Source organism: Marinobacter litoralis (assembly GCF_016427555.1).
GTDB lineage: Bacteria > Pseudomonadota > Gammaproteobacteria > Pseudomonadales > Oleiphilaceae > Marinobacter > Marinobacter litoralis_A.
This window is the reverse complement of record NZ_JAELVS010000004.1, coordinates 150,097-171,058: the sequence shown is the minus strand read 5'-3', so window position 1 is coordinate 171,058 and position 20,962 is coordinate 150,097. Positions and strand designations below refer to the sequence as shown.

The window sequence follows — 20,962 nt, the reverse complement described above, 5'->3', positions numbered from 1 at the left end:
TGACAGTCCTATACCGGCACATCCGTTGAATATTGAATCCTGTGCAGCGGTATAATAGTCGTTTGGGGTGCGGACTTGAAACGGGAAAGGTAAAGTAACTCACCGGTTTTAGATTCAGCTTGCAAATAAGAAGGTATATCAATGAACGTTGCAGCGTATATGACGCAGCTGGGCCAGCAGGCCCGGGCCGCCGCGCGAGAAGTTGCCAGATCAACAACGGAAGTGAGGAATCACGCACTTTCTGCCACCGCAGACGCTCTTGATCGTGCCCGTGCTGAGCTTGCACAGGCCAATCAGAAAGATCTGGAAAATGGGCGGGCTAACGGGCTTGATGCTGCCATGCTGGATCGGCTCGAGCTGACGCCGGCCCGTATCGACACCATGATCGAAGGTCTGAAGCAGGTTGCGGCCTTGCCTGACCCGGTGGGTGAGATTACCGATATGAACTACCGCCCGTCCGGCATCCAGGTCGGGAAAATGCGGGTGCCCTTGGGCGTGATCGGAATCATTTATGAATCCCGCCCGAACGTAACCATTGAAGCCGCCAGCCTGTGTCTGAAATCCGGCAATGCAACGATTTTGCGGGGTGGCTCGGAAGCTATTCATTCCAACCAGGCGGTAGCTGCGTGTATCGCTCAGGGCTTGGCCGCCGCCGGCTTGCCGGAATCCGCCGTGCAGGTGGTTGAAACCACCGACCGGGATGCCGTGGGTGAATTGATCACCATGCCGCAGTACGTTGATGTCATTGTGCCCCGGGGCGGAAAGGGCTTGATCGAGCGTATCTCGCGCGACGCCAAGGTGCCGGTTATCAAACATCTGGATGGTGTCTGCCATGTCTACATCGACAGCCACGCAGACCCCGAGAAAGCGCTCAAGGTTGCGGTAAATGCCAAGACTCACCGCTACGGCACCTGCAATACCATGGAAACCTTGTTGGTAGATCAGGAAATCGCTGAGGATATCCTGCCGTTACTGGCAGCCGAATTCGAAGCGAAAGGTGTTGAGCTGCGCGGTTGTGAAAAAACGCTGAACATTCTCTCGGGCATCGTTGCGGCAAGCGAAGACGATTGGCACGAAGAATATCTGGCGCCGATCCTTGCCGTGCGTGTGGTGGAGGGTTTGAGCGGTGCCATTGACCACATCAACCACTACAGTTCCCAGCATACTGAAAGCATCGTTACCGAAAACTACACCCGGGCCCGCCGCTTCCTCACGGAAGTGGATTCCAGCTCGGTGATGGTGAACGCCTCGACACGCTTTGCGGACGGTTTCGAATACGGGCTGGGTGCCGAAATTGGCATTTCCACCGACAAGATTCATGCTCGTGGCCCGGTGGGCCTGCATGGCTTAACCTCTCAAAAGTATGTGGTATTTGGCGACGGCCACATTCGGGCCTGATTGATGCACGTTATTTATGGCGGCACCTTCGACCCGATCCACCACGGACACCTGAGGCTGGCACTGGAAGTGGCCGATGCGCTTCGGGTGGAGCGGGTGGATCTGGTGCCTTGCCACATCCCACCCCACCGAGGAAGCACCGGTGCAACCTCGGCTCAGCGGCTCGAGATGATTCGCCTCGCAGTAGAAGGCGAATCAAGATTGCGCGTTGATGATCGCGAGTTGCAGCGCGCAGGGGCTTCCTATACCGCCGATACCTTGCGGCAGTTGCGGCAGGAACTAGGTCCGAAGCGGCCATTGGTAATGGTCGTGGGTACTGACGCGTTTGCCAGCTTTGATCAGTGGCGCGAGTGGCAGGAAATCCCTGAATTGGCGCATATCATCGTGGTTCGTCGGCCCGGCTCGACATTGCCGGAAGCAAGTTTGGCCAAGGGCCTGCTTGAGGCGCGTCGTGCCGAACGACCGGAAGACCTCTGGCAGACCCCCGCGGGCCGGATTCTGAGCTTCGATGCGCCGCTTCTGGACATCTCGGCCACCGGCATTCGAGAGCGTATTTCTGGCGGACATTCACCGCGTTATCTGCTGCCTGATTCGGTCTTGCAAAGAATTCATGAGCAAGGCCTGTACGGTGCCTGCCCTGACTGAAACTTTTAGTGCTACAATCGCGTTTGAATATCACTAATCGGGCGGCCATCTGGGCCATCGCCCGGAACACAGGGTAATTATGCAGGCAGAACAACTGAAAGATCTGGTCGTAAACGCGCTGGAAGACATCAAGGCGCAGGACATCAGTGTGGTGGATGTCCGTGATCGCACCAGCGTTACTGATTTTATGGTTCTCGCATCGGGTACCTCCAGCCGGCACGTGAAATCGCTGGCCGATTCCGTGGTTATTGAAGCCAAGGAGCAGGGGATGCGAGCCAATAACGTAGAAGGTGCACCGGGCAGCGACTGGATTCTAGTGGATCTGGGCGACGTAGTGGTGCATTTGATGATGCCGGCCGCTCGCGAGTTCTACGATCTGGAACGCTTCTGGCGTGATGCTCCAGAAGCTGGTGCAGCAGGCAGCGAGTAATCATGCGCCTGCGATTGATCTGCGTGGGGCAGAAAATGCCCGACTGGGTCACTGCGGGGTTTAACGATTATGTGCGCCGGATGCCACCGGAGCTGCCCCTCGAGTTGACTGAAATTGCCATGCCTCACCGCGGCAAAAACCCGGATATTCCAAGACTCATGCAGCGTGAAAGTGATTCCATCCTTTCCGCTGTGGGGCCGCGGGACAGGGTGGTTGCTTTGGAGGTGGGTGGTCGGCCGTGGTCAACCGAAAAGCTAGCCAGTCAGCTGGAACGCTGGCAGCAAGACGGGCAGGATGTCTCTTTTCTGGTGGGTGGCCCTGATGGGCTGGCCGAGGCTTGCCGGCAGCGCGCTGACCAGCAGTGGTCGCTCTCACCTCTTACTTTACCTCATCCTCTGGTGCGTATTCTGCTGGCAGAACAGCTGTATCGCGCCTGGTCGATCACGCGTAACCATCCTTATCACCGGGCCTAGGATCTACTATGGCTTGGGGTGAATTCAAAAACACCGCGGCAGAACGCCGGCTATTCCAGCGTCGTGCTTTGGTGATGTTGGTGTTTGTTATGTTGCTGATGTCGGGGTTGCTGGCCCGCATGTATCAGTTGCAGGTAATCGAGCACGACATCTACACCACCTTGTCTGATAAAAACCGTGTGCAGGTTCAGTCGGTGCCGCCACCCAGGGGCTTGGTGTATGACCGCAACGGAGAGTTGCTGGCCGAGAACCGCCCTGTATTCAGCCTAACCATTGTGCCTGAACGGGCTGCGCCGATTGACGACACTCTGGCCCGTTTGGGGCGCATTATCGAGATCGAAGACGAAGACCTCAAGCGCTTCCGAAAGCGTTTGAACGAGCCGCGGCGACCGTTTCAGGAAATCCCCTTGTTCTATGATCTGGGCGAGCCGGAGATTGCCAAGATGGCGGTGCACCGGCATGAGTTTCCCGGTGTCGAGGTATCAGCAGAGCTGGTGCGCTACTACCCCCACAGTGACCTCACGGCACATGCGCTGGGCTTTGTGGGTCGTATTAACCGCGAAGAATTGAATCGGATCGATCCCGTCAATTATGCGGGAACCAACTACATCGGTAAGTCAGGAATCGAACGTTTTTACGAAGAGGTCCTGCACGGTCGTGTTGGCTACCAGCATGTCGAAACCAACGCCCGTGGCCGCATCTTGCGTGTGCTCGAACGCGAGAATCCGGTGCCGGGCGAAGATCTCGAATTGCACCTGGATTTACGCCTTCAGCGCAAAGCCCATGAGTTACTGGAAGGGCGGCGCGGAGCCATTGTGGCGATTGAACCGGCAACAGGCGGTATTCTGGCGTTGGCCAGTGTGCCGGGCTTTGATACCAATAAGTTTGTCACAGGCATCAGTGTGGCCGACTACCGCGAACTCAGCGAAAGCATCGACAAGCCTCTGTTTAACCGGGCGTTGCGCGGCCAGTATCCACCGGGCTCGACCATCAAACCGATGATGGCGGTAGCGGCACTGGACAGCGGAGTAACAACTCGTGACCGCAAAATCTGGGACCCGGGCTACTACCAGTTACGCGAGGGTGGCCGCCGGTACCGCGACTGGAAGCGTTCCGGGCACGGCTGGGTAGATCTGAAAGACTCGGTGGCCCAGTCTTGTGACGTCTATTTCTACGATGTGGCTGTCGAAATGGGTGTCGATACCATGCATAAGTATCTTTCCGCGTTCGGTTTTGGTGAAGACGCTACCCTGGACGTATCCGGTGCCCTGAGTGGACTGCTGCCTTCCGATGACTGGAAGCGCGCCATGCGCAACGAACGCTGGTATCCCGGGGATTCAGTAAACATGGGGATTGGCCAGGGGTTTTTCCTGGCGACGCCGCTACAGCTGGCCACGGCAACCGCGCTGGTGGCAAACCGGGGCGAGTGGGTAGAACCACGTTTGTTGAAGGATATTCGCGGCGATCGCACCGCCGATGAGTTTTTGCCCGCCGAAACGCACAACCCGCTGGTTCTGAAAGACCCGGAAAACTGGGAGTACGTTGTCGATACCATGGAAGAAGTCATGCATGGAGCGAAAGGCACGGCCCGCCGGGCGGCTCGGGGGGCAAGCTATCGGATGGCAGGCAAAACCGGCACCGCGCAGGTTTTCAGCCTGGGCCAGGACGAAGAATACGATGCGGAAGAAGTACGGGAGCGTTTACGCGACCACGCCCTGTTTGTAGGCTTTGCACCGGCAGACGATCCCAAGATTGCTGTGGCCATTATTGTCGAGAACGGTGGTGGCGGCAGCAGTGTTGCGGCTCCGGTTGCCCGGGGCTTGTTCGATGCCTGGCTGGAGGAATTTCCGGCGGCCGAAACAGAGCAACTGCTGGGGCAGCTGAACCAAACTGGGAGTGACCACTGATGGGGCTGGGAAACGATATGCTGAGAGCCCAGACCGGCACCGGGTTAGGGCGGTCGCGAAGCATCTGGAGCGTGTTGCATCTGGATCCGATCCTGCTTTTTCTTCTTGCAATCCTTGTGGGCGGGGGCTTGTTCGTTCTCTATAGCGGTGCCGACCGGAATATTGAAGTGGTAAAGGCACAAGGGATCCGCCTTGCAGTGGCGTTTGGCGTAATGTTGGTGTTTGCTCAGCTGGACCCTGCGGTGTTCCGGCGTTGGTCGCCGTGGCTGTATGTGCTGGGTCTGGCGGGTTTGGTGGCGGTGTTGCTGGTGGGCGTCGGTGCAAAAGGCGCACAGCGCTGGTTAGCCATCCCGGGGCTGCCAAGGTTCCAGCCTTCCGAGCTGATGAAGTTGGTGGTGCCAATGATGGCTGCCTGGTACCTCTCCCGTTATTTCCTGCCGCCGACTTTCGGGCGCGTGATGGTGGGCTTGTTTATCGTGCTGCTCCCCATGTTCCTTATTGTTCAGCAACCTGACTTGGGAACCTCATTGCTGGTAGGGATGGCCGGCATTTTTGTGGTCTTTTTTGCCGGAATGAGCTGGAAGCTGATTGCAGCGTTTTTCGGTGTGGTGTCCGTGTCTGCGCCGTTGATGTGGTTTTTCGTCATGCGCGATTATCAAAAGCAACGTGTACTGACCTTGCTGGACCCCCAGAGTGACCCGCTCGGAGCCGGTTGGAATATTATCCAGTCAAAGACCGCGATCGGTTCGGGGGGCATGGATGGCAAAGGTTGGTTGCAGGGGACTCAATCCCATCTGGAATTTTTACCGGAAAGCCACACCGATTTTATCGTTGCCGTATTGGCCGAGGAATTTGGCTTTGTCGGCATGATGTTGCTGATGGCGGTGTACTTCCTCATTATTGTTCGCTGCCTGTACATCGCCGTGGCGGCCCAGGATTCCTATGCCCGTTTGCTGGCGGGCGCGTTGACCATGACGTTTTTTATCTACATTTTCGTTAATGTGGGCATGGTCAGCGGGCTATTGCCCGTGGTCGGTGTGCCATTGCCACTAATCAGCTATGGAGGAACGTCCGGGGTGACGTTGATGGCAGCATTCGGTGTGCTGATGTCGATTCATACCCATCGCCGGATGATTACAGCCTGACGCCCTGATGCAAGCCTAATCATGGCTGGCCGGTAATGGTTAAGGCCCGGGGGAACCCGTTACAATATTGCAGGTCAGTAAGCTCTGACAAACCAACACGACGAGTTGCGCTCAGCTATGGCGAACATTTTTAACAGGGGATTTTGGTTGGCGTTGGTGGCCGTGGTCTTGGCCGGCTGCTCCAGCACACCGGAGGTCGACCATTCCTCAAGATACACCATCAAGCAGGACCGGGCGCCGGACGGAGATTACGATGTCAGTGGCCTGGCCGATGCCGAACCGCGCTACGAAGCCCCCCGGCGGGCCGGGAACAAATCGCCTTACCAGGTTTGGGGCAAGAGCTACCACGTGGTTGATTCCAATGACGGATACGTGAAGCGGGGAATCGCCAGCTGGTATGGTCAAAAGTTTCACGGCCATAAAACCTCCAATGGTGAAGTCTTCAACATGTACAGCATGTCGGCCGCCCATAAATCGCTTCGCATCCCGAGCTATGCCAGAGTGACCAACCTGGATAATGGCCGGTCGGTGGTTGTTCGGGTTAACGACCGAGGCCCCTTTCACGGCGACCGGTTGATCGATTTGTCATACGCAGCCGCCAAAAAGCTGGGGTATCAATCCCGTGGTACCGCGCGCGTCGAAGTGGCGGCCATTACCGTTAAACCCGACGGTTCCATGTTTTTGGCCGGGCAACCCTATAATCCGAATGGCGAAACTGTGATGGCCAAACCCGCGCCGGAATCGGTCCCGCCTGAACAACCGGCCGTTGAATCTGTTCGCAAGGCGTTGTTTGTCCAGCTGGGTGCTTTTGGCAGCCCGGAGCCGGCCAACGCAATGCTCGCCCGCGCGCAACGAGAGCTTGAAAATCCGGTTCGGGTTCGACAAGTTTCGACCAGTAGCGGGCGCTTTCACCGGGTGCAGGTTGGGCCCTTCGGCAGTGAAGACGACGCCCGGTATGCCCAAAGCCTGATTGAATCTAAAGGTTTTGGTAATTCCATTGTCCTGACGGATACGCACTGAACCGACTGAGTTCAGAACACACATAAGACAAACCTCTGACAGCGAATGAAACGACCCATGGCTTTCAAAATGTTTACTCGAATCTTTCTTCTGGCTCTGTCGTTGACAGTATTCTCCACGCAGGCAACCGCGCAGTCGGTGTTGATTCCGTCGGCTCCTAAAATAGCGGGTAGTTCCTGGGTACTGATGGATCCGCTCAGTGGCCGTGTGATCATGGAGCACAACAGCAACGAACGTTTGCCGCCGGCAAGCCTGACGAAAATGATGACGGCCTACATCGTTGAGCGCGAGCTGGATGAGGGGCGGATTTCCATGCAGGACAGTGTGCCGATCAGTGTGAATGCGTGGCGCACCGAAGGATCCCGGACGTTTCTTCGTGAAGGCACTACCGCGACCGTTCACGATTTGCTGAAAGGCGTGATTATTCAGTCCGGCAACGACGCGTCCGTGGCGTTGGCGGAATTCATTGCCGGCAGTGAAGAGGCGTTCGTTGATATCATGAATCAGCAGGCGCAATTGCTCGGCATGAAGAATACCAACTTCCGGAATGCCACCGGCTTGCCCGCGCAGGATCATTTCTCTACCGCTTACGACCTGGCATTGCTGGCACGGGCCATTATTCAGGACTACCCGGAAAACTACCCGATCTATGCCGAGAAGCACTTTACCTACAACAATATCCGTCAGCCGAACCGCAATGCGCTGTTGTGGCGTGATGACAGTGTTGACGGGCTGAAAACCGGTCACACCGAAGAAGCCGGCTACTGCCTGGTTGCATCCGCCAAGCGCAATGACACCCGCTTGATTGCCTCGGTCATGGGCACCAGCAGCTCGGCAGCCCGGGCGCAGGAAGTTCAGAAAATGCTGAATTACGGATTCCGCTATTACGAAACCGAGCGCCTGTTCCGTGCCGGTCAGGAGTTGATGGCGGCGGACGTCTGGGGTGGCGTTGCGGACCAAGTCTCTGTCGGTATGGCTGAAGATGTCTATGTTACGATTCCGCGAGGCTCCCGAGATAAACTGGAATCAACGGTGGACCTTGATTCTGTGATCAAAGCGCCCATTAAGATGGGTCAGGAACTGGGGCAAGTGCGTGTGATGCTTGATGGCGAAACCGTGGTTGAGCAACCGGTTCTGGCACTGACTGAAATCGAGCAGGGCGGGTTGATTAAACGCCTGTGGGATGCCATCAAGCTCTTTTTCATTCAATTATTTAACTAAGAACGCGCGGTATGAACGCGACGACGCAGGAGTATAGGGCGGCATGACTGAGCCGAAAGCACCGAAAATTGAGTTTCCCTGTGATTACGTGATCAAGGTGATCGGAGACTCCGCCCCGGATTTCATCGAGGTGGTTACCGCCATTGTCGAAAAACACTCGCCGGGCATTGATAAGGCCGACCTGACCGTCAACGACAGTCGAAACGGTCGGTTTTGCTCGGTTCGGGTAAAGATTGTGGCCACCGGGGAACCACAGCTGAAAGCGCTGTTCGAAGAACTGAAGGCTACTGGCCGCGTTCACATGGTGCTGTGATGACCGATCTTATCGTCCGCTCTCTGGGGCAACAGCCGTACATGGAAACCTGGGAAGCGATGAAATCGTTCACCGCGACCCGGGGCGAAACCACGGTTGACGAGCTTTGGTGCCTTGAGCATCCGAGAGTGTTTACCCAGGGGCAGGCCGGTAAGGCGGAGCACATTCTTCTGCCTGGAGATATTCCGGTGATCCAGGTGGACCGGGGAGGGCAAGTAACTTACCACGGCCCCGGGCAGTTGGTTGTTTATCTGCTTATCGATCTCACCCGCCGTAAGCTGGGCGTTCGATCACTTGTGGATGAGATCGAGCAAGCCATTGTTCGGGCGTTGGCAGTCTACGGAATCGAAGCGGCGCCCAGATCCGATGCGCCGGGTGTCTATGTCAACGGAGCCAAAATTGCCTCTCTGGGGCTGAGGGTCCGAAAGGGCTGCTCGTTTCACGGGCTGGCGTTGAACGTAAACATGGACATGGAGCCATTCTCACGTATCAACCCTTGTGGCTATGCGGGGATGTCGATGTCTCAGGTCAGCAATTTTGTACCGGGTGTGTCGGTTTACGATGTTGAGCAACAGCTGGTGCAAGAACTGGTGGCCGGATTAAACGGGCAAAACGTCGAGTTCAAGCAAGGTTGGTAAGGCCGCACGCATTGGCCCGTATAGCAATCCCTCAGGGGCGCAGGGGATAAGTAGTCTGCACTGAGTGCCGATATAATGTAGCGTGAGAGTTGTTGGTCGGTACCGTTGCCGACTACATTTCGAACACCCCACATTAAGACAGGTTCTTCATGTCTACCAGAAAGCCCGCAAAATCCGTTTCTCGAATCAAAACCGGCAGCTTTGAGCGTCGATTGTCCCTGACCAAGGCCGGTTTGTTCGCCGGAACCCGGATGGCCTCGCACATGGCTACGAACTGGTTCAGTGACAAAGAAACCCGTGAACAGCGGCATCGTGCCATGCTTTCGAACCAATCTCGTTTTCTGGTGGACGAGCTGGGCCGGCTGAAAGGCAGTGTGGTAAAGATTGGTCAGGTGATGGCCTTATACGGTGAACACTTTTTGCCGGACGAAGTCACTGAAGCCCTGCACACGCTGGAAGACCAAACGACTTCGCTGGAATGGCCGGCCATCGAGCGGGTTCTCAAAGAAGAAATCGGCGCTGATCGGCTGGCGGAACTGGAGGTTGATCCCGAACCCATCGGTGCGGCATCTTTGGGGCAGGTACACCGTGCGGTTCGAAAAAGCGACGGGCTGGAGCTGGTATTGAAAGTTCAGTATCCGGGAGTCGCGGATGCAGTAGACAGCGATTTGAATGCCGTCGCCCAATTGTTGAAAGTTGCCCGGCTGGTGAGTTTTGGGCCTGAGTTCAACGACTGGCTGGAAGAAGTCCGGGAGATGATGCACCGGGAAGTGGATTATCGACTGGAGGCTCGCACCACCGAGAAATTCCGCACCATGCTCAGCGGCGATCCGCGGTTCGTTGTGCCCCGCGTGCTGCAGGAATATTCGACCGACCATATCATCGCATCCACCTACGAACACGGCCATTCTGTGAGCTCACCGGAAGTCGCCGCCTTGCCTCAGGCGCGGCGCAGCGAACTGGGTAAAGCGGCTCTGGAGTTGTTCTTCAGGGAGCTGTTTGATTGGGGGGAAATCCAGACCGACCCGAACTTTGGCAATTACCGAATTCGAATTGCAAACGAGTCGGGCGAAGACAGTGGGCAGGACAAGATCGTGTTGCTCGATTTCGGTGCAGTGCAAAGCTATACCGATGAATTCCTCGCGCCAGTCATACAGATGATCAAAGCCTCATACGAGAATGATCTGGAAGCCGTGATTGAAGGCGGTGTCACGTTGAATTTTATGAGCCGGGACTGGCCCGAAGCGGTTCTGGAGAAGTTCGGCTCTGTGTGTATGTCGGTTCTGGAACCCTTGGCCAGGGATCGATCTCAGTGGCCGGACTATGCGGTGAACAGTCAGGGCGAATACCGCTGGAAGCAAAGCGATTTGCCGTCCCGGGTTGCCAAGCAGGCCGCCCGTTCGGCCATCAGCCGGTACTTCCGGGTGCCACCCAAAGAGTTTGTGTTCCTGAACCGAAAGCTGATTGGCGTGTACACCTTCATCGCCGTGCTGTATTCGGAATTTAACGGCGAAGACATCCTGCGCCGCTATCTGTACCCCGAGTAAGGCTAGCTGAAGGCTTTCTCGACCGCCCAGATCACGAGGGCGTAGCGAAGGCCTTTACCGATTCCCACCAAAACAATAAAGTTAAGCCAGGGCACTCGCATGACGCCCCCGATGAGTGTCAGGGCATCCCCGCCTAGCGGCAACCAGCCAAGCAAAAGTGACCATTGCCCGTAACGGTTAAAACGGTTTCGGGCTTTGTGCAATTGCATCTCGCTGACCGGAAACCACCGTTTGTCTTTAAAGCGATCCACCTGCCGGCCGATAAGCCCATTAATAACAGAACCCAATGTATTGCCGAGGGTGGCTGACAGCCATAACCAGAACAGCGGCAACCCTTGATTCGCCAATGTGCCCAGCAGTATCTCTGAGTACGCAGGCAGCAGCGTGGCGGCTGCGAAAGATGTCAAAAACAGGGTGAGGTACGCCATGGGCGCTCCATGCTCTACTATGGGTTTTAACGCTTACTTTAATAGGTTTTGGTTTCTATGAAACACCTTTCGCTCCGCTATAAGCTATATGGCTTTGTGATCGCGCTGTTATTGCTGCTCAGCCTTAGCATCGTTTTGACGGCCCAGTGGTCATTGGGGGCCATGAAAGCGCGCCTGTCGGATGAAACACGCGCTACCGTGCAGGGTATTGTGATGGACCAGCTCAGTGCAACTGCTGGCCAGTATGGTGAACGAGTGGCCGGCAAGTTTGAAGCCGCCTACCAAACACCGGAAACACTCGGCGTTCTGATCCGTCAAAACATAGAAGACGACAAGTTCGGACCTATGAGCCGGTGGGCGCTGCAGGATGTGCTTCGGGCTGTTCTGGCGGAGCAATCTGATATGAGCGCCATCTACGCCCAGTTTGAGCCGAACGCCTACGATGGGCTGGATGAGTTTTTCAAAGACGGCGCTGCCGAGCACAGCAGCGACGAAGGCACACTGGATATTTATTATTTTCGAAATCCGCAGGGTGAGATTGAATTCAACCGAACGGAGGACCCGTCGGAAAAGTATTTAAGTGCTCGCAATGAGTTTGGTGATCGCGAGGCGGAGTGGTATCTGTGTGCGATGGACTCTCTCAATCCCTGCTTGTTGGAGCCCTACGATTACGAAATCGAGCAGGGGTATTCCGAGCTGATGACCAGCCTGATTGTGCCGGTGTTGAGAGAGGATCAGTTCGCTGGTGTGGTCGGCATCGACATCAATCTCACCACGTTACAGGCTATGGTAAAGAACCTGAGCCAAAGCCTGTATGACGGAGAGTCGAGAGTGACGCTGCTGAGCGAGCGAGGGCTTATTGCCGCATCCAGCCATTATCAGCGGCATTTGGGGCGACCATTGCAGGAAGCTTTGCCGGAACTGGCGCCGACATTGACCAACCTGCATAAAAAGGATGGTCGTCTCGATGATGGCCAGACGCTGGCGGTGGCACACCCGGTTAAAGTCGCGCTATCGGGTAGCGAGTGGTCGTTATTGATCGAGCTGCCGCGAGAGGTGGCTCTTGCCAGCGTGAATGACCTCACCGGTTTGTTGTCGGGCGAGGTTGCAAGCACGGCGGTGCGGCAGGCAGTGGTGGCCTCGATTGTCGTGCTGGTGGCCATAGCGTTGCTGATTTTGTTGGTTCGTTCGGTTACCCGGCCGCTGAATACCATCCGCGACCGGATGCAGAATCTGGCCAGTGCGGAAGGTGATCTGACCCGAGAACTGAATATTGATACCCACGCGGAACTCATCGAACTCGCCGGCGGGTTCAACCAGTTTCTCACCCGCCTGAGGGACATGATCAGAGACCTGAAAGAGGTCAACATCAAAGTGCGAGCCCAGGCCACCGATATGGGGGCGGTCAGCCGGGATATAGATGACCAAACCGGTCAGCAGCACGGCGATATCGACAGTGTGGTCACGGCCATGAATGAAATGTCCGCAGCGGCTGGTGAGGTGGCCGGTTTCGCCGGCGAGGCGGCGGACAATGCCCGTGCTGCCCGCGACGGCATCCAGTTTACCCAAGACACGCTGGGCGCAGCCGTGAAAGAGGTGGATGCGCTGGCCAACGATATGGGGCAGGCAAGCTCGGCGATCGGGCATGTGGAACAGCGCAGCGAAGAGATAAACCGGATTATCGAGGTGATTCGTGGCATCGCAGAGCAGACGAATTTACTGGCCTTGAACGCGGCCATCGAGGCTGCCCGCGCGGGCGAACAGGGCCGTGGGTTTGCAGTAGTGGCGGACGAAGTTCGCAGCCTGGCCTCGAAAACCCGAGAATCCACCGACGAAATCAGCACGATGATTGATTCCCTGAAAGGCGATGTCAGCGGTGCCGTATCGGTGATTCAACACGGTGTGAGCCGTGCGTCCGGTGCTGTCGATGGCACTCAGGAAGCGGCTCATTCCCTGGCCACCGTGGTGGATCGCATTGGTGTGATTGTCGAACACGTGACCCAAGTGGCCACCGCTGCTGAAGAGCAAAGCTCGGTGAGTGAGGAGATCAACCGCAACCTGACCCAGATCGGTGATGCCGCTACGGATCTGCGGGAACTGGCCCAGCGGGTTCGTCAAAGTGGCGAAGCGCTCGATGGGCAAGTCGAGGTTCTGGGCGGTGAGTTAAAGCGCCTGAAAACCTGAGTTCGACCACCTGCTAAGTATCGGTACTTACTATGAGCATTATGCGCAGGATCAATTTTTAAATTGTTCTGCGCGTGGCATCATTTGGTGCAGATACAGTTACTGTCTTATTCATCACAAGGTTTAGTCCTTGTTGCAGGAGGTTGTTATGGAACAAGTCACAATATACGGGCGTGCAAGCTGTGGGTTTTGTTTGCGAGCCAAAGCCCTGTGCGAGTCCCAGAACATGCCGTACACCTGGATTGATATGGTCGAGCAGGGTTTGAGCAAGCAGGATGTGGCTGAACGGATTGGTCAGCCGGTTCACACGGTGCCGCAGATTCTGGTGGGGTCTGAGTATGTGGGTGGCTGTGATGAGTTTTTTGCCTACGTGCGCCAGCGCGGAGCCTGAGAACACAGCCCATTGAGGTATGTTTTGATCGAAAAAAAGCCCGGTTACTGGTCAGTAGCCGGGCTTTTTTCGTTCAGGGTTGCTGATCAGATTTTGAACTCTGTCTTCAGCTTTTTCTCAACCAGCTGATTCTTCAGTTTGGCAACCTTCGGCAGGCCGTTTTCGAACGGTGGGAAGTTTTCACCTTCAATCAGCGGCTGCAGGTAGTCGCGGCATTCCTGGGTAATGCCGAAGCCGTCATCCGTAATGTAATGGATGGGCATTTTCTTTTCCTGGTTCGCCACTTCGCTCAGATTGGCTTCGCCGATCGACCAGCGGTAAGGCTTGGCCTGATCGCGCACGATGGTGGGCATCAAGGCCTGCTTGCCAGCGAGAGCCATTTCTACGGCTGCTTCACCCACTGCGTAAGCCTGCTCTACGTCTGTGGCGGATGCAATGTGACGAGCGGAACGCTGCAGGTAATCAGCAACGGCCCAGTGGTACTTGTGGCCCAGAGCTTGTCTGACCATGTTCGCCAGAGCCGGAGCGACACCGCCCAACTGGGTGTGGCCGAAGGCATCTTTAGCGCCGGCATCGGCAACAAAGCGGCCATCGTCGTACTGGGCACCTTCAGAGGCTACAACCACGCAGTAACCGTAGTCTTTCACGCACTGATCAACACGCGCCAGGAACTTCTCGCGGTCGAACGGGATTTCCGGGAACAGGATGATGTGAGGCGGCTCGCCTTCTTCCTGGCCAGCCAATCCACCGGCAGCGGCGATCCAGCCAGCGTGGCGGCCCATCACTTCCAGAATGAACACCTTGGTGGACGTTTCACACATGGACTTGATGTCCAGGCTGGCTTCCAGCGTTGAGGTGGCGATGTATTTGCCTACGGAGCCGAAGCCCGGGCAGCAATCGGTGAACGGCAGGTCGTTATCGACCGTTTTCGGCACGCCGATACAGGTAATGGGGTAGCCCATTTTGTCGGCCAGCTGTGACACCTTATAAGCGGTATCCTGGGAGTCACCACCGCCGTTATAGAAGAAGTAGCCGATGTCGTGAGCGCGGAAAACTTCGATCAGGCGCTCGTATTCACGCTGGTTTTCAGAGAAGTTCTTCAGCTTGTAGCGGCAAGAGCCGAACGCACCGCCCGGTGTATGGATCAGCGCCTGAATGTCTTCATCAGATTCCAGGCTGGTATCGATCAGTTCTTCGGTCAGTGCACCGATGATACCGTTGCGGCCGGCGTATACTTTGCCGATCAGATCCGGGTACTTGCGTGCGGTTTGAATAACACCGCATGCACTGGCATTAATGACGGCGGTTACCCCGCCAGACTGGGCATAAAATGCGTTCTTGATGGCCATCGCGGGCTCAAGCCTCCTGCTGGTTCAAAGTTGGCGCGAATGATACGCCAAACTCGGTCGTTTTTCATGAGGGGATGCCGACTCTTGACCCCGCAGAAAGTATGGTAGAGGCTTGGCAGGATTCAAATCGGAGGCAATACCCTAATGCATATACATATTTTGGGCATCTGTGGCACGTTCATGGGCAGTTTGGCCGTGATCGCGCGGGAATTGGGTCATACCGTGACCGGTTCCGACCAAGGTGTTTATCCCCCCATGAGCACCCAGCTTGAGGCCCAAGGTATAGCGCTGATGGAAGGCTACCGGGTGGAAAATCTGGAGCCGAAGCCAGATTTGGTACTGATCGGCAACGCCATGTCCCGGGGTAATGTGGAAGTAGAAGCCGTGCTTAATCGCGGCATTGATTACATGTCTGGCCCCGAATGGTTGTCTCGGGAAGTGCTGAGGCATCGCTGGGTGATGGCGGTGGCCGGCACCCATGGCAAAACCACCACCACCTCGATGCTGTTGTGGATTCTGGATCAGGCCGGGTTCGATGCCGGTTATCTGGTCGGTGGTGTGCCGCAGGATTTTCCGGTGTCTGCGCGGTTAGGCACCAGTGATTTCTTTGTCATCGAAGCCGATGAATACGACAGCGCGTTTTTCGACAAACGCTCCAAGTTTATTCATTACCGCCCGAATACCTTGATCCTGAACAATCTGGAATACGATCACGCGGATATTTTCGACAGCGTTGAAGCGATAGAGCGTCAATTCCACCATGTGGTGCGAACAGTGCCGTCGCAAGGACTGATCATTCGCCCCGCTGTTGATCAGCATTTAGATCGTGCGTTGGACATGGGGTGCTGGAGCCCGGTTCAGGACACCGCCATTGGTAGCGAAATATCCCGTACCACCGACTGGCGCGCGGAACTCCTACGGGAAGACGGCAGCCAGTTTATGGTGATTCACCATGAGCAGCCGGTGGCGGTATTGAAGTGGAATCTGACCGGTCAACACAACGTTCGTAACGCGCTCTCGGCCATTGCCGCTGCGCGCCATGTGGGCGTGACGCCGGATCATGCAGTGGCCGCCCTGTGCCGGTTCTCCGGCGTAAAACGCCGCATGGAACGAGTGGGGGAGGTTGGTGGCGTGACCGTATACGATGACTTTGCCCATCATCCCACTGCCATTGCCCTGACCCTGGAAGGGCTGCGGAATCAGGTAGGCGACGAACCCATTCTGGCGATCATCGAACCGCGTTCCAACACCATGAAGCAGGGTGTGCACCAGCAAACCCTGATCCCCAGTGCCGCCGCAGCAGACCGTGTGTTGTGGGGTAACCTCAGCGATATGGATTGGTTGCCGGAGCTGGTCGAAAGCTGGCGGGCAGAACACGGCGAGCTGGATCATCACAGCGTTGAGAATTCCGTCGAGACGCTGATCGCCCGAGCATTGGAACAACTGCCGGAAACCTGCCACATTGTCATCATGAGCAACGGTGGTTTTGGTGGTATTCACCGCAAACTGGTCGCCGAATTGGAGAAAGTGCGTGGCTGAGGCACCTCAGGTCGTTAATCTTGCTATCACCGGTGCTTCTGGCGCCCAGTATGCGCTGCGATTGATTCAGTGCCTGGTGGCCAATGGTTGCCGGGTGAACGTGATGGTCAGCCGCGCAGCGCAGGTGGTGATTGCCACTGAAACCGACTTCCGCCTGCCGGGCTCGCCGCCTGCTATGGCCGACTCGTTTACCGCATACGCCGGTGCCGACGAGGGCCAGATTCAGGTGTTTGGCCGTGAAGACTGGTTTTCAGCCCCTGCGTCCGGGTCGGGCGAAAAAGCTCCGCTGGTGATTTGTCCCTGCAGTACCGGCACGCTCTCGGCGCTGGCCACCGGTGCCAGCAATAACCTCATTGAACGCGCAGGTGATGTGGCGCTGAAAGAGCGTCGGCCGCTGATTTTGGTGCTGCGGGAATCCCCCTATTCAGAAGTGCACCTCGATAATATGCTCAAGCTTACCCGCATGGGTGCCGTCATCATGCCGGCGAGCCCCGGGTTTTATCACAAACCGCAATCGATTGATGATTTGGTGGACTTCATGGTGGCGCGGATTCTGGACCATCTGGGCTTTCCGCAAACTCTGGTCCCGCGCTGGGGTGAAAAATAACTCGCAGCTTCGGCACGGCCAGCGTTGGTTTTGGCCAAAGCGATTGATGGTTTTCACCATTGAGTGCGCGGCGCCCTCGTCACAGACTGGTTGAAGACAATAACAAGCCACTCGACACACGAGGTTCTGCCATGATTCCACGTACTCTGTTTGATGCCGATCTTGAAGGTTTTCGGGATTCCGTTCGTAAGTTTCTCGAACAAGAGGCGGCGCCTCATCACGAGCAATGGGAAAAAGACGGCCAAGTCAGCCGCGAAATCTGGCACAAGGCCGGTGAACTGGGCTTCCTTTGCCCGACTTTGCCCGAAGAATACGGCGGAGTCGGAGCAGATTTCCGCTATTCCGCTGTGGTCATGGAAGAAGTGGCCAGAGGCGGTTTGACAGGCATCGGCTGGAGCCTTCACTCGGATATCGTCGCCCCTTATATCTATAATTACGGCACTGAAGAACAAAAAGCCCATTACCTGCCCAAGCTGGCTTCCGGGGAAATGGTAGGCGCGATTGCGATGACCGAGCCGGGTGCCGGTTCCGACTTGCAGGGCGTGAAAACCACGGCCATCCAAGATGGCGATCACTATCTTCTGAACGGTTCCAAAACCTTCATTACCAATGGTCAGTTAGCGGATTTGGTTGTCGTGGTTGCGAAAACCGATCCCAAAGAAGGCGCTAAAGGCACCAGCCTGTTCATTGTTGAGTCTGCTTCTGAGGGGTTCGAGAAGGGGCAGAACCTGAACAAGGTTGGAATGAAGGCGCAGGACACCTCGGAGCTTTTCTTTCAGGACGTAAAAGTGCCAGCAGGCAATCTGTTGGGTGGTCGCGAGGGGCACGGTTTTGTTCAGTTGATGAGCGAGTTGCCGGCAGAGCGACTGCAAGTGGCGCTCACGGCGGTGGCGGCTTCGGAAGCCGCTTGGCAGTGGACTCTGGATTACGTGAAAGAGCGGAAAGCGTTTGGTAAACCGGTGGTGGCGTTCCAGAATACCCGTTTCAAACTGGCGGAACTAAAAGCGGAGATCACGGCTGCTCGCGTGTTCACGGATCGCTGCCTGGAGCTGCACCTGGAGAAGAAGTTGGACATTCCAACGGCGGCCATGCTCAAACAGCACACCACTGACCTGCAGTGCAAAGTCATGGACGAGTGCGTGCAGCTGCACGGTGGTTACGGTTATATGTGGGAGTACCCGATTGCTCGCGCCTGGGCCGACTCACGTGTACAGCGGATCTATGCCGGCACCAACGAAATCATGAAAGAAATCGTCGCCCGCTCGTTCTAATATTCCTCCTGACGACAGGCTTTGAGTAATCAGGTCTGTCGTTTACCAAACTTTACAATTTGCCAAGCCGGTCAAGGTCTCCTGCTTCGGTATTCCCTACAGTAACGGCACAACCTTCTAACAAGGATAAATGGTTGCCGTGATGAAACGCTTGCTCAGTCTTTCCGTTCCCCTGTTGACGTTGATGCTCGCCGGATGTGGTGAAGAGTCCGACCAGCTGCCGGTAGATGGCCGTGATTTTGATGGTGTGAGTTACAGCAAGCCGACACCGTATTCGGGGCGGGTTATTGACGGCTACCTGCGAAACGCTCGCGTGTGGCTGGATCTGGATGGCGATGGGCAATACAGCAAGGGCCCGCTCGAGGTTTCGTTGGCGAGCGGTGAGACGTACACGCTGGCCAACGGCGAGCCTACGGCCATGACCGTTGCTGGCGGGCGTTTTGAGCTCGACATCACTGAGTTTGATGTTCCGGATACTCTGGGCAAGGATTTAGATCCCAGGGATTACCCCCTGTTTGCGCTGGCGTTGCCCGGTAAAACGCTGGAAGAAACCCGTAACGGTGAGGTTGCAGTGGCCCGGGCTTACCTGATGTCCGCCAGCCCCGGCGTGACCAACGTAACCCCGCTGACCACACTGGCCCGCTACCGCGCAGTCGTTGGGAATTCCATTAGCCCAGAGCTTGGTACTGTTTCGCCAGAGCGCTATGCCGATCTGGGCGGGCTGAACTTGTTGAAAGATTATGTGCTCTCCAGCGATGACCGGGCGCATGCCTACGCCCGAGCTCTGGCCCGCTTTATGGCCAGCCAGATTCCGGATGACTACAACGCGCTGCTGGCGGAACGTAGCGGTGATGGTACAGAGCGTTTCTTGTCATCGGAGTCGGTGAAGTTGCTCGGGATTTCGTTGGTTCAGAATGCCGCAGAGGTGATGCAGCTGGTGGATGCCGCGGCAACCGGGGGCAATTATGCCAATGTGGATGCCGGCGCAGTGGGTTTACCGGTTGTTCCCATCGAGCTGAGTAACCCAGTGCTTTTAACCGGCGTCACTATTGCCGCGCACTCTGATCGCTCCAGTACGTTGCCCGCGAGAGATCTGAGCCTCTCAGCCGAGCTGGTGTTCGACTACTCCGAAGGTGGGCAGCTGTTGTCGGTTTCCAGCCGGGGTTGCATGGAGCCTTCGTTGCCGGAGGTGATGCGGCTGGTGAAAGTAGATGGCGACATGGCGGCGCTGAATACACAGTGGTTGCCCGCAGCGGCCTTGTCTGATCAAGGTCAGGAACTTTACGAACAGGGTGGTGTTCACGAACGCATCGTATTCGATTGGCCAAATAAACGTGCATACTTTGACACCGTCACCCTGTGCCATAAGGTTACCCGGGGCATTGAACCAGACAGCACGGAACTGGATGGAAGCGCTGAAATAGAATGGAGCTGGACAGACGGGAGCGCCGTTGTTGAAACTGTTTCAGGGCAACCAGACAAGGTAATCTCGCTGGTTGTCGAGAATTCTCCGGCCGAATTGAAGGGTGACAGTCAGGTCAGTGGATACCGCATTGAAAGTGGTGAGTTTGTAGAGCGCTCGGTGATCTTTAAAGCTGCTGCAGCCGGTGATGTCTGCGACCCGGCCCGTAGCGACGATGAGCCGGTTGTCCCGGAAAATGCTTATGTCACCCGGCTGTTCGGAGCGACTCTTTCTGAGGAGGCAAACGAGTACGATCGTATTTATGAGTACGATGACCGCCGCTACAGCAGTTCAGACGAATCACCGGATGAGCTGCAGGTGCAGCGGCTCCTCAAATACCCTGTGCAAAACTCGGCCGCTGCAAGTCTTGCCCGGGTAGATTCTGTGGATGGCGCGTTCCAGTGGCATTTATCCTATCCGGCTTTGGGCCACGATGATGTAACTGCTGAAACTGTAAACTACATTCATCAGGCCGAACTGAGGCGTGCCGGTGCGGCCTCGACATGCGGGGTGCCGGTCCAGGAAAGGGCCGGAGTTGCATTCGCACAACTGAGCTATGTGTATAAAACTCTTGCAGATTATTTGATTCAAGGGCTGGGGGGAGAAGTTTCCGAATAGCTTGAGGTTCGGGTAGTACAACAAGCGGTATGTCCACAGGGCTGCCGCTTTTTTGCAGACACGAAGACGGTCAAGCGTATTGGCTTGTTTGGTAATCGACGAAGAGTTTTTTCTGTAGGCCATTTCCTGGGGGAGGAAATGGTGCCGAGGAGAGGACTTGAACCTCCACGGGGTTGCCCCCACTAGCACCTGAAGCTAGCGTGTCTACCAATTTCACCACCTCGGCAGGTGATTTGCAGTAACGCCTTGAGCTCTTTAAGAGTGGGCGTTCCTGCCAGAGTTGAAGGGTGCCCCTCAACCGATGGCGCGTACTTTAATAATTCCTTTATGGTCTGTCAAACGTTTTAGTGAAAAAAGTTTTCACGGTATTTGTGCC

19 protein-coding genes and 1 tRNA gene are annotated in these 20,962 nt (G+C 56.2%); 17 read left to right on the top strand and 3 right to left on the bottom strand.

Going from position 1 to position 20,962, the window contains the following annotated elements:
• The first annotated feature begins 141 nt into the window (after positions 1-141).
• From JAO79_RS12760 to JAO79_RS12710, 11 genes are all read left to right on the top strand, one after another.
• Positions 142-1,398: a glutamate-5-semialdehyde dehydrogenase gene (locus JAO79_RS12760; protein WP_227664598.1), complete on the top strand. Its 1,257-nt coding sequence runs from the start codon at positions 142-144 to the stop codon at positions 1,396-1,398.
• Between the two features lie 3 nt (positions 1,399-1,401).
• Entirely contained in the window at positions 1,402-2,043 is a 642-nt protein-coding gene (nadD, locus tag JAO79_RS12755) for a nicotinate-nucleotide adenylyltransferase (RefSeq protein ID WP_199007640.1), read from the top strand.
• Positions 2,044-2,122: 79 nt separating this feature from the next.
• Complete coding sequence (gene rsfS / locus JAO79_RS12750) at positions 2,123-2,473, top strand: ribosome silencing factor (protein ID WP_199007639.1); 351 nt, start codon at positions 2,123-2,125, stop codon at positions 2,471-2,473.
• 2 nt (positions 2,474-2,475) lie between these two features.
• Complete coding sequence (rlmH, locus tag JAO79_RS12745) at positions 2,476-2,946, top strand: 23S rRNA (pseudouridine(1915)-N(3))-methyltransferase RlmH (protein ID WP_199007638.1); 471 nt, start codon at positions 2,476-2,478, stop codon at positions 2,944-2,946.
• 8 nt (positions 2,947-2,954) lie between these two features.
• Complete coding sequence (gene mrdA, locus JAO79_RS12740; protein WP_199007637.1) at positions 2,955-4,853, top strand: penicillin-binding protein 2; 1,899 nt, start codon at positions 2,955-2,957, stop codon at positions 4,851-4,853.
• 17 nt (positions 4,854-4,870) lie between these two features.
• Positions 4,871-5,998 carry a rod shape-determining protein RodA gene (gene rodA / locus JAO79_RS12735; protein ID WP_199007636.1) on the top strand — a complete coding sequence of 376 codons (1,128 nt, stop codon included), beginning with the start codon at positions 4,871-4,873 and terminating at the stop codon, positions 5,996-5,998.
• Positions 5,999-6,115: 117 nt separating this feature from the next.
• Positions 6,116-7,018, top strand: a complete 903-nt coding sequence (locus JAO79_RS12730; protein WP_199007635.1) for a septal ring lytic transglycosylase RlpA family protein — start codon at positions 6,116-6,118, stop codon at positions 7,016-7,018.
• A gap of 57 nt (positions 7,019-7,075) precedes the next feature.
• Positions 7,076-8,239: a D-alanyl-D-alanine carboxypeptidase family protein gene (locus tag JAO79_RS12725; protein WP_227664597.1), complete on the top strand. Its 1,164-nt coding sequence runs from the start codon at positions 7,076-7,078 to the stop codon at positions 8,237-8,239.
• 43 nt (positions 8,240-8,282) lie between these two features.
• Positions 8,283-8,552 (top strand): YbeD family protein, encoded by a 270-nt coding sequence (locus JAO79_RS12720; protein WP_199007633.1) that lies wholly within the window; start codon positions 8,283-8,285, stop codon positions 8,550-8,552.
• Positions 8,552-9,190: a lipoyl(octanoyl) transferase LipB gene (gene lipB, locus JAO79_RS12715; protein WP_199007632.1), complete on the top strand. Its 639-nt coding sequence runs from the start codon at positions 8,552-8,554 to the stop codon at positions 9,188-9,190. Before JAO79_RS12720 ends, lipB begins: the two co-directional genes overlap by 1 nt.
• A gap of 149 nt (positions 9,191-9,339) precedes the next feature.
• Positions 9,340-10,737 carry an ABC1 kinase family protein gene (locus JAO79_RS12710; protein ID WP_199007631.1) on the top strand — a complete coding sequence of 466 codons (1,398 nt, stop codon included), beginning with the start codon at positions 9,340-9,342 and terminating at the stop codon, positions 10,735-10,737.
• Between the two features lie 2 nt (positions 10,738-10,739).
• On the opposite strand, the gene JAO79_RS12705 is transcribed toward JAO79_RS12710, so the two are convergent.
• On the bottom strand, positions 10,740-11,165 hold the full coding sequence (locus tag JAO79_RS12705; protein ID WP_199007630.1) for a YqaA family protein: 426 nt from the start codon (positions 11,163-11,165) through the stop codon (positions 10,740-10,742).
• A 57-nt stretch (positions 11,166-11,222) separates the two neighbouring features.
• Here JAO79_RS12705 and JAO79_RS12700 point away from each other — a divergent pair, with 57 nt between their 5' ends.
• On the top strand, positions 11,223-13,349 hold the full coding sequence (locus tag JAO79_RS12700) for a methyl-accepting chemotaxis protein (protein WP_199007629.1): 2,127 nt from the start codon (positions 11,223-11,225) through the stop codon (positions 13,347-13,349).
• 148 nt (positions 13,350-13,497) lie between these two features.
• Complete coding sequence (locus tag JAO79_RS12695; protein WP_199007628.1) at positions 13,498-13,740, top strand: GrxA family glutaredoxin; 243 nt, start codon at positions 13,498-13,500, stop codon at positions 13,738-13,740.
• Between the two features lie 86 nt (positions 13,741-13,826).
• Here JAO79_RS12695 and JAO79_RS12690 read toward each other — a convergent pair whose 3' ends face one another.
• Positions 13,827-15,089 (bottom strand): 6-phosphofructokinase, encoded by a 1,263-nt coding sequence (locus JAO79_RS12690; protein WP_199007627.1) that lies wholly within the window; start codon positions 15,087-15,089, stop codon positions 13,827-13,829.
• 144 nt (positions 15,090-15,233) lie between these two features.
• Here JAO79_RS12690 and mpl point away from each other — a divergent pair, with 144 nt between their 5' ends.
• From mpl to JAO79_RS12670, 4 genes are all read left to right on the top strand, one after another.
• Positions 15,234-16,628, top strand: coding sequence for a UDP-N-acetylmuramate:L-alanyl-gamma-D-glutamyl-meso-diaminopimelate ligase (gene mpl / locus JAO79_RS12685; RefSeq protein WP_199007626.1), 1,395 nt, complete (start codon positions 15,234-15,236; stop codon positions 16,626-16,628).
• The gene (locus JAO79_RS12680; protein ID WP_199007625.1) at positions 16,621-17,235 is read left to right on the top strand and encodes a flavin prenyltransferase UbiX; all 615 of its coding nucleotides are present in this window, start codon (positions 16,621-16,623) and stop codon (positions 17,233-17,235) included. Before mpl ends, JAO79_RS12680 begins: the two co-directional genes overlap by 8 nt.
• A 131-nt stretch (positions 17,236-17,366) precedes the next feature.
• Complete coding sequence (locus tag JAO79_RS12675) at positions 17,367-18,506, top strand: acyl-CoA dehydrogenase family protein (RefSeq protein ID WP_199007624.1); 1,140 nt, start codon at positions 17,367-17,369, stop codon at positions 18,504-18,506.
• Positions 18,507-18,648: 142 nt separating this feature from the next.
• Positions 18,649-20,586: a hypothetical protein gene (locus JAO79_RS12670; RefSeq protein WP_199007696.1), complete on the top strand. Its 1,938-nt coding sequence runs from the start codon at positions 18,649-18,651 to the stop codon at positions 20,584-20,586.
• 139 nt (positions 20,587-20,725) lie between these two features.
• On the opposite strand, the gene JAO79_RS12665 is transcribed toward JAO79_RS12670, so the two are convergent.
• Positions 20,726-20,812 (bottom strand) — tRNA-Leu (locus tag JAO79_RS12665).
• Between the last annotated feature and the right edge of the window lie 150 nt (positions 20,813-20,962).

Bases quoted from the DNA above. Each gene is read 5' to 3' on its own strand.
- JAO79_RS12760 (WP_227664598.1), top strand. From the start codon at position 142: ATGAACGTTGCAGCGTATATGACGCAGCTGGGCCAGCAGGCCCGGGCC.
- JAO79_RS12700 (WP_199007629.1), top strand. From the start codon at position 11,223: ATGAAACACCTTTCGCTCCGCTATAAGCTATATGGCTTTGTGATCGCG.
- mpl (WP_199007626.1), top strand. From the start codon at position 15,234: ATGCATATACATATTTTGGGCATCTGTGGCACGTTCATGGGCAGTTTG.
- JAO79_RS12705 (WP_199007630.1), bottom strand. From the start codon at position 11,165: ATGGCGTACCTCACCCTGTTTTTGACATCTTTCGCAGCCGCCACGCTG.
- JAO79_RS12710 (WP_199007631.1), top strand. From the start codon at position 9,340: ATGTCTACCAGAAAGCCCGCAAAATCCGTTTCTCGAATCAAAACCGGC.
- JAO79_RS12670 (WP_199007696.1), top strand. From the start codon at position 18,649: ATGAAACGCTTGCTCAGTCTTTCCGTTCCCCTGTTGACGTTGATGCTC.
- lipB (WP_199007632.1), top strand. From the start codon at position 8,552: ATGACCGATCTTATCGTCCGCTCTCTGGGGCAACAGCCGTACATGGAA.
- rsfS (WP_199007639.1), top strand. From the start codon at position 2,123: ATGCAGGCAGAACAACTGAAAGATCTGGTCGTAAACGCGCTGGAAGAC.
- rlmH (WP_199007638.1), top strand. From the start codon at position 2,476: ATGCGCCTGCGATTGATCTGCGTGGGGCAGAAAATGCCCGACTGGGTC.
- rodA (WP_199007636.1), top strand. From the start codon at position 4,871: ATGCTGAGAGCCCAGACCGGCACCGGGTTAGGGCGGTCGCGAAGCATC.
- JAO79_RS12690 (WP_199007627.1), bottom strand. From the start codon at position 15,089: ATGGCCATCAAGAACGCATTTTATGCCCAGTCTGGCGGGGTAACCGCC.
- JAO79_RS12730 (WP_199007635.1), top strand. From the start codon at position 6,116: ATGGCGAACATTTTTAACAGGGGATTTTGGTTGGCGTTGGTGGCCGTG.
- JAO79_RS12695 (WP_199007628.1), top strand. From the start codon at position 13,498: ATGGAACAAGTCACAATATACGGGCGTGCAAGCTGTGGGTTTTGTTTG.
- nadD (WP_199007640.1), top strand. From the start codon at position 1,402: ATGCACGTTATTTATGGCGGCACCTTCGACCCGATCCACCACGGACAC.
- mrdA (WP_199007637.1), top strand. From the start codon at position 2,955: ATGGCTTGGGGTGAATTCAAAAACACCGCGGCAGAACGCCGGCTATTC.
- JAO79_RS12720 (WP_199007633.1), top strand. From the start codon at position 8,283: ATGACTGAGCCGAAAGCACCGAAAATTGAGTTTCCCTGTGATTACGTG.
- JAO79_RS12725 (WP_227664597.1), top strand. From the start codon at position 7,076: ATGGCTTTCAAAATGTTTACTCGAATCTTTCTTCTGGCTCTGTCGTTG.
- JAO79_RS12675 (WP_199007624.1), top strand. From the start codon at position 17,367: ATGATTCCACGTACTCTGTTTGATGCCGATCTTGAAGGTTTTCGGGAT.